At 53.4% G+C, this 6,603-nt stretch carries 3 protein-coding genes; all 3 read left to right on the plus strand.

From position 1 onward, the window contains the following. The first annotated feature begins 28 nt into the window (after positions 1–28). The 3 genes from atpA to nblS all read left to right on the plus strand — a co-directional run bounded on the left by atpA (position 29) and on the right by nblS (position 6,278). Entirely contained in the window at positions 29–1,540 is a 1,512-nt protein-coding gene (gene atpA / locus ACK4HN_RS11400; protein ID WP_409870087.1) for a F0F1 ATP synthase subunit alpha, read from the plus strand. A gap of 200 nt (positions 1,541–1,740) precedes the next feature. Further along, positions 1,741–4,272, plus strand: coding sequence for a sugar phosphate nucleotidyltransferase (locus ACK4HN_RS11405; RefSeq protein ID WP_409877684.1), 2,532 nt, complete (start codon positions 1,741–1,743; stop codon positions 4,270–4,272). A gap of 47 nt (positions 4,273–4,319) precedes the next feature. After that, the gene (nblS, locus tag ACK4HN_RS11410) at positions 4,320–6,278 is read left to right on the plus strand and encodes a two-component system sensor histidine kinase NblS (RefSeq protein WP_409877686.1); all 1,959 of its coding nucleotides are present in this window, start codon (positions 4,320–4,322) and stop codon (positions 6,276–6,278) included. The last annotated feature ends 325 nt before the right edge of the window (positions 6,279–6,603 follow it).

A 6,603-nucleotide genomic window follows, 5' to 3' on the forward strand; every position in this document is an offset into this window, starting at 1 on the left:
AACCGTTCAATCCTTGAGAGCGACTTCTATGGTAAGCATCCGACCCGACGAAATCAGTAGCATTATTCGCCAGCAAATCGAGCAGTACGAACAAACGATTAAGGTTGACAATGTCGGTACTGTCTTGCAGGTGGGTGACGGTATTGCCCGTGTCTATGGCCTTGACAAAGTAATGGCCTCGGAATTGGTGGAATTTGAAGACGGCACCGTGGGAATTGCCCTCAACCTCGAAGAGGATAACGTGGGGGTGGTGCTGATGGGCGATGGCCTAGGGATCGAAGAAGGCAGTACGGTGCGCGCCACCGGCAGAATTGCCTCGGTACCGGTGGGAGAAGCCGTGATTGGGCGTGTTGTGGATGCCTTGGTGCGCCCCATTGATGGAAAGGGAGAGATTCATACAACGGCAACCCGCCTCATTGAATCCCCCGCCCCCGGCATTGTCCAGCGCAAGTCCGTGTGTGAGCCGCTGCAAACGGGGATTACTGCCATTGATGCCATGATTCCCATTGGTCGCGGTCAGCGGGAATTGATTATTGGCGATCGCCAGACGGGGAAAACCGCTGTTGCCGTTGACACGATTCTGAATCAAAAAGGCCAAGATGTGATTTGCGTCTATGTGGCCATTGGTCAAAAGGCCTCCAGTGTGGCTCAAGTGGTGAACGTGCTGCGGGAGCGGGGAGCAATGGACTACACCATTGTGATTGCTGCCAATGCCAGTGATCCAGCCGCTTTGCAGTATCTTGCCCCCTACACCGGTGCCACCATTGCTGAGTACTTTATGTACCAAGGCAAGCACACCCTCGTCATCTATGACGATCTCTCCAAACAGGCGCAAGCCTATCGGCAAATGTCGTTGCTGCTGCGTCGTCCCCCCGGTCGTGAAGCCTATCCGGGGGATGTGTTCTATCTCCACTCTCGCCTCTTGGAGCGTGCCGCCAAACTTAACGATGCCCTTGGGGGTGGCAGTATGACGGCCCTCCCGATTGTGGAAACCCAAGCCGGTGACGTGTCTGCCTACATTCCTACTAATGTTATCTCCATTACCGACGGCCAAATTTTCCTCTCCTCTGACCTCTTCAACGCTGGCTTGCGCCCTGCCATCAACGCTGGCATCTCCGTGTCGCGGGTAGGTTCCGCCGCCCAAATCAAAGCCATGAAGCAGGTGGCGGGGAAACTGAAACTGGAGCTGGCGCAATTTGATGAACTGCAAGCCTTTGCCCAGTTTGCCTCTGATTTGGATAAAGCCACCCAAAACCAACTGGCACGGGGTCAGCGCCTGCGGGAAATTCTTAAGCAGCCCCAGTACTCACCCATTCCGGTGGAATACCAAGTGGCCACCATTTACGCGGGGACCAATGGCTATCTTGATGATATTCCCGTTGAGGCGGTGGCCAAGTTTGTTGCCGGTTTGCGAGACTACCTGCACACAAGCAAGCCAGAGTATGGTGAAATCATCCGCACGACTCAAAAACTGGATGAAAAAGCGGAAGCGCTTCTAAAAGAGGCGATCGCTGAATATAAAGCTGGCTTTACTGCCTAAGGGCGATCGCGTCATATTGTCAGTCTAAATATTGTCATATTGTCAGTCTGAACCTGCCCTCCATCAAGGGTAGGTTTTTTGTGTAGTTAGCAGGCTCTGGAGTGTCAAAAATGATTGCAGTTTCCTCGACCCGACCCCCTTAGCCTTCCGTCCTCCCCTACACTGGGATCTTAGGACGAGATTTAACAAAGGAGAAAACAGTGCGTGTCGTCCTCATGGCCGGAGGAAGTGGTACTCGGCTGCGCCCCCTCACCTGTGATCTACCTAAGCCAATGGTGCCGGTGGTCAATCGTCCCATTGCCGAGCATATTCTCAATCTCCTGCGCCGCCATAGCCTAGATGATGTGGTCATGACATTGCACTATCTCCCCGATGTTGTGCGGGACTATTTTGGCGATGGGAATGAGTTTGGGGTGCACCTGAGCTATGTCGTTGAGGAAGAGCAACCCCTTGGCACAGCAGGTTCGGTAAAAAACATTGCTCCTCTCCTCACAGATCCTTTTTTGGTGGTCAGCGGCGATAGCATTACCGATGTGGACTTAACCGAGGCCCTGCGTTTTCACCACCAGCACGGTGCCCCTGTAACCTTAATCCTTGCCCGTGTGCCTCAGCCCAAGGAGTTCGGTATTGTCTTTACCGATAGTGAGGGTCGAGTGCGACGGTTTTTGGAGAAGCCCTCAGCGGGGGAAGTCTTTACGGATACAGTGAATACGGGCATCTACATCCTCAGCCCCACCGTGATGGATTATCTCAATAGCGGCATCGAGCGGGATTTTTCGCGGGATTTGTTCCCGTTGCTGCTGCAGGCGGATGTGCCGATGTATGGCTATATCACCGATGCCTATTGGTGCGATGTCGGTAGTCTGCAAACCTACCAACAGGTGCAACAGGATGCCCTCTATGGCCGCGTGCACTTGGAGATTCAGGGGCATGAAATTCAGCCCCAAATTTGGGTTGGGCACAACACCCCCTTACCCCAAACGCTTCAGCTACAGGCGCCGCTCGTCTTGGGAAATAACTGCCGCTTCGGTGTGGGGGTGAGCCTTGGGGCAGGGACGGTCTTGGGGGATAACGTGATTGTTGGCAATGGCAGTCGCTTGCGCTCGGTGGTGGCTTGGAGTGGCTGTTTTATTGGGGATGACAGTGAATTGGAGCATTGCATTTTGGCGCGTCATGTCTATGTCGATCGCCATGTAACACTCCACGAAGGGGTGATTATTGGCAGTCGCTGTGTGGTAGGGGAAGAAGCCAGCCTCAGTCAGGGGGTGCGGCTTTGGCCAGGCAAACGCATTGAAGCAGGCGCCATTGTGAATGAAAGCCTAATCTGGGGCACAACGGGGCAGCGTTATCTCTTCGGTCAGCGGGGTGTGGCTGGTGTGGCCAATGTGGACATTACGCCGGAATTTGCCGTGCGGCTGGCGGCAGCCTATGCCTCAACCCTTGAGCCGGGAACCAGTGTGCTGGTGTCGCGAGATCAGCGAAATGTGTCGCGGATGGTGGCCCATGCCCTGATGTCGGGGTTGATGTCGGTGGGGATTCATGTCCTCAACTTGGAGGCGATCGCCCTGCCGATTGCCCGCTTTGCTGCCCAAACCCTCTCAGTCAGTGGGGGGATTCATGTGCGTGCCCATCCCGATCGCGCCGATCAGCTCTTGATTGAGTTTTTTGACCACAAGGGCATCAACCTCAGTAAAGCCAAAGAGCGGCAAATTGAAACCGCCTACTTCCGCGAAGAGATTCGCCGTGCCCTACTCACGGATGTCGGTGTCATGACCCATCCCAACAACTGCGTGGCCGCCTATGCCCAAGGCTTTGAAAAGTGGCTGAATACACAACTATTTTACGGTAGCCCCGCCAAAATTGTGATTGACTATGCCTATGCCGTTTCTGGGGTTGTCTTGCCGCAAATCCTCAGTAAGTTTGGCTGTGATGCCGTGGTTCTCAATGCCACTCTCCACCCGACGCCCCTAAATATTCTCGAGCGCCAGCGGCTGCTGCGGGAACTAGGACAGGTGGTGACAGCACTTTCTGCCAGTTTAGGAGTCCAAGTCTCGGCCAATGGCGAACGGTTGACCTTGGTGGACAATGCCGGTCAAGTGTTTAGTGACCAAGAACTCACAGCTCTAATGACCTACTTGACCCTCTTGACCCATCCGGGAGGGACAGTAGTAGTGCCGGTTACAACCTCTAGTGCCGTGGAGGCGATCGCCCGCCAGCAAGGCGGACAGATTATCCGCAGTCGCAGCAACCCCACTGATCTTATGGAAGCCTGTCAACACCATAATGGCGTTGTCCTGGGGGGTTCGGCGGAAACCGGTTTTATCTTTCCGCAACTGCATCCGGGATTTGATGCCATGTTTACGATCGCCACCCTGATCGAACTGCTGGCACTGATTGGCAAACCCCTCACCGTCATGCGCCAAGAACTGCCCCGCATCCACTACTATCACCGCCCGATTCGCTGTCCTTGGATTGCCAAAGGGTCATTGATGCGCCACCTAGTGGAAACTCACCCCCGCAACCACTTAAGCCTCATTGACGGCGTCAAAATTGGTGAACCCCATACTGACCATTGGGTGCTGATTCTGCCCGATGCCAGTGAGCCATTGGTCCATCTGTATGTCAACAGTCCCGATGCCAAGTGGGCTGAGCAAATGCTCCAGCACTACAGTCGGCGCATTGAAGAGTTTGCCCGCTTGGAGCCTCTTGCAGATGCCACAATAAAGATGTAAGCAAAATCCCGTAGAATCAGAGAAAATTTTTCGTAGCATTAGGCGCAATGGTGGTTTTGAAAACAGAGAAAACCCAAGGGGACTGGAGTGATAAATTGCGAGGAATCGCCCGTTGGTGGTCAGAATTCAAAATTCAAACCCGCCTCATGGCCACTGCAACCCTTGTGGTCTCGATCTTCATGAGTGGCCTCACCTTTTGGGCAGTGAACACCATTCAAACCAACGCCCACCTCAATGACACCCGCTATGGCCGTGATTTGGGGTTACTTCTAGCCGCTGATGTGGCGCCCCTCGTAGCCAAAGGGGATACCGCTGCTGTGGCTGAATTCTCCCGTAAGTTCTATGAGCGCAGTGCCAGTATTCGCTACATCCTCTATGCGGATCCCGAAGGGGAAATTTACTATGGCCTGCCCTACTCTGCCCCCCAAGTGGAAAGTGCCTTGACGCTGCGCCGCCGTATTCAACTGCCAGAGACCTATCGTGCTAGCCAAGAACCCTTGGTGCGCCAACACCAAACCCCTGATGGCCTAGTTGCTGATGTTTTTGTCCCCCTGACCTTTAATGGTGAAAACTTAGGGGTTGTTGCCTTGGGGATTAACCCGAACCAAGCGTTTATTACCTCTGCCAATCTTACCCGCGATTTGACGATCGCTGTCTTTGTTTCGCTGTGGATCATGGTGATTTTGGGGGGTGTCTTCAATGCCCTCACCATTACCCAGCCCATCAAAGAATTGGTGCAGGGGGTAAAAAACATTGCAGCGGGAAATTTTAAGCAACGCATTAACCTGCCCTTTGGCGGTGAATTGGGGGAGTTGATCACTAGTTTTAATGACATGGCTGAGCGCCTCGCCTCCTACGAAGCTCAAAACATTGAGGAACTCCAAGCTGAGAAAGCCAAACTGGATACCTTGGTGTCTACCATTGCCGATGGGGCGATTTTGCTGGATACCGACATGCGGATTATTCTGGTCAACCCCACGGCTCAGCGTCTCTTCAATTGGGAGGGGATGAATGTCATTGGTCAAAATGCCCTCAACTGCTTTCCAGCGCCGGTGTGCGAAAAACTCACCTGTCCTCTGTTCAAAGCAACGAAGGGGGAGTCAGAAGGGGGAGAATTTCGGGTGACGCTGCAAGAGCCTAGCTCGCGATCGGTACGGATTCTGCTGACAACGGTCATGGATGTGCAGCGGGAAAAACCCAAGGGCATTGCGATTACCATTCAGGACATTACCCGCGAGGTGGAACTCAATGAAGCCAAAGCGCAACTGATTAGCAATGTCTCCCATGAGTTGCGCACACCCCTATTCAATATCAAATCGATCATCGAAACCATTCAAGAGTACGGCAGCAGCCTTAGTGAAAAAGAGCAACAGGAATTCCTCGAAACCGCTAACCACGAAACCGATCGCCTGACTCGTCTTGTCAATGATTTCCTCGATATTTCCCGCCTCGAATCGGGTCGCCCCTATCAGTTTGGCGCCGTGCAGATGGCGCAGGTGATTGATCAGATCATGCGCACCTACCAACTCAATGCTGCCAATAAGTCCATTACGCTGACGGCTGAGGTGGAAAACCCACTGCCACCGGTTTGGGGCAACTACGATCTGCTCGTTGGTGCCCTCACGAACTTGGTGGGTAATGCCTTGAAGTTTACCCCCGAAAATGGACGGGTGACAATTCGTGCCTATGTCTGGCATCCCCCCAGCGATCCAGAGCAGGAGCGGGTGCGCATTGAAGTGGCCGACACGGGTATGGGCATTGCCCCAGAGGATCAACCCCGGGTTTTTGAACGATTTTTCCGCGTCGAGAATCGCGTGCATACCCTAGAGGGAACCGGGCTGGGGCTAGCGATTGTCCAAGATATTATCCACAAGCACAATACCCAAATTCATTTAATTAGTGAATTGGGGGTCGGCAGTACCTTTTGGTTTGATTTGGCCATTGATGAATCTGCCCTTGTTGATAACCCTGATGGTACTGCCCAAACGGCGCTTCCCCCAGCTTGAATCACGTTGATAGATGGGGGCGATCGCTTCACCTTGCCAACCAACAATCACAGGTGATCAGCTAAAATCTGAAGGCAGGAGTCTACCACTCCTCACGCCAATGACTCCTTGGGGTTCACCCACAAGAAGAAAAATACAGATTTTCGTATTTATTTTGCTGCTTGATCTAAAACCAAAATGCCATGAATGGCACACTCACCATTCGCACCGTGCAAGCAGACAGCGAAATTACCCGCCCCCCCGCCCTTGCCGCCTTCAATATTCGCAGTGAGTCCTCGATTTACCAAGCGAGCTTCCGTCAACCGGTGATTCGCAATATCCGCGA

This window comes from Thermosynechococcus sp. (genome assembly GCF_046299655.1).
Taxonomy (GTDB): Bacteria; Cyanobacteriota; Cyanobacteriia; order Thermosynechococcales; family Thermosynechococcaceae; genus Thermosynechococcus.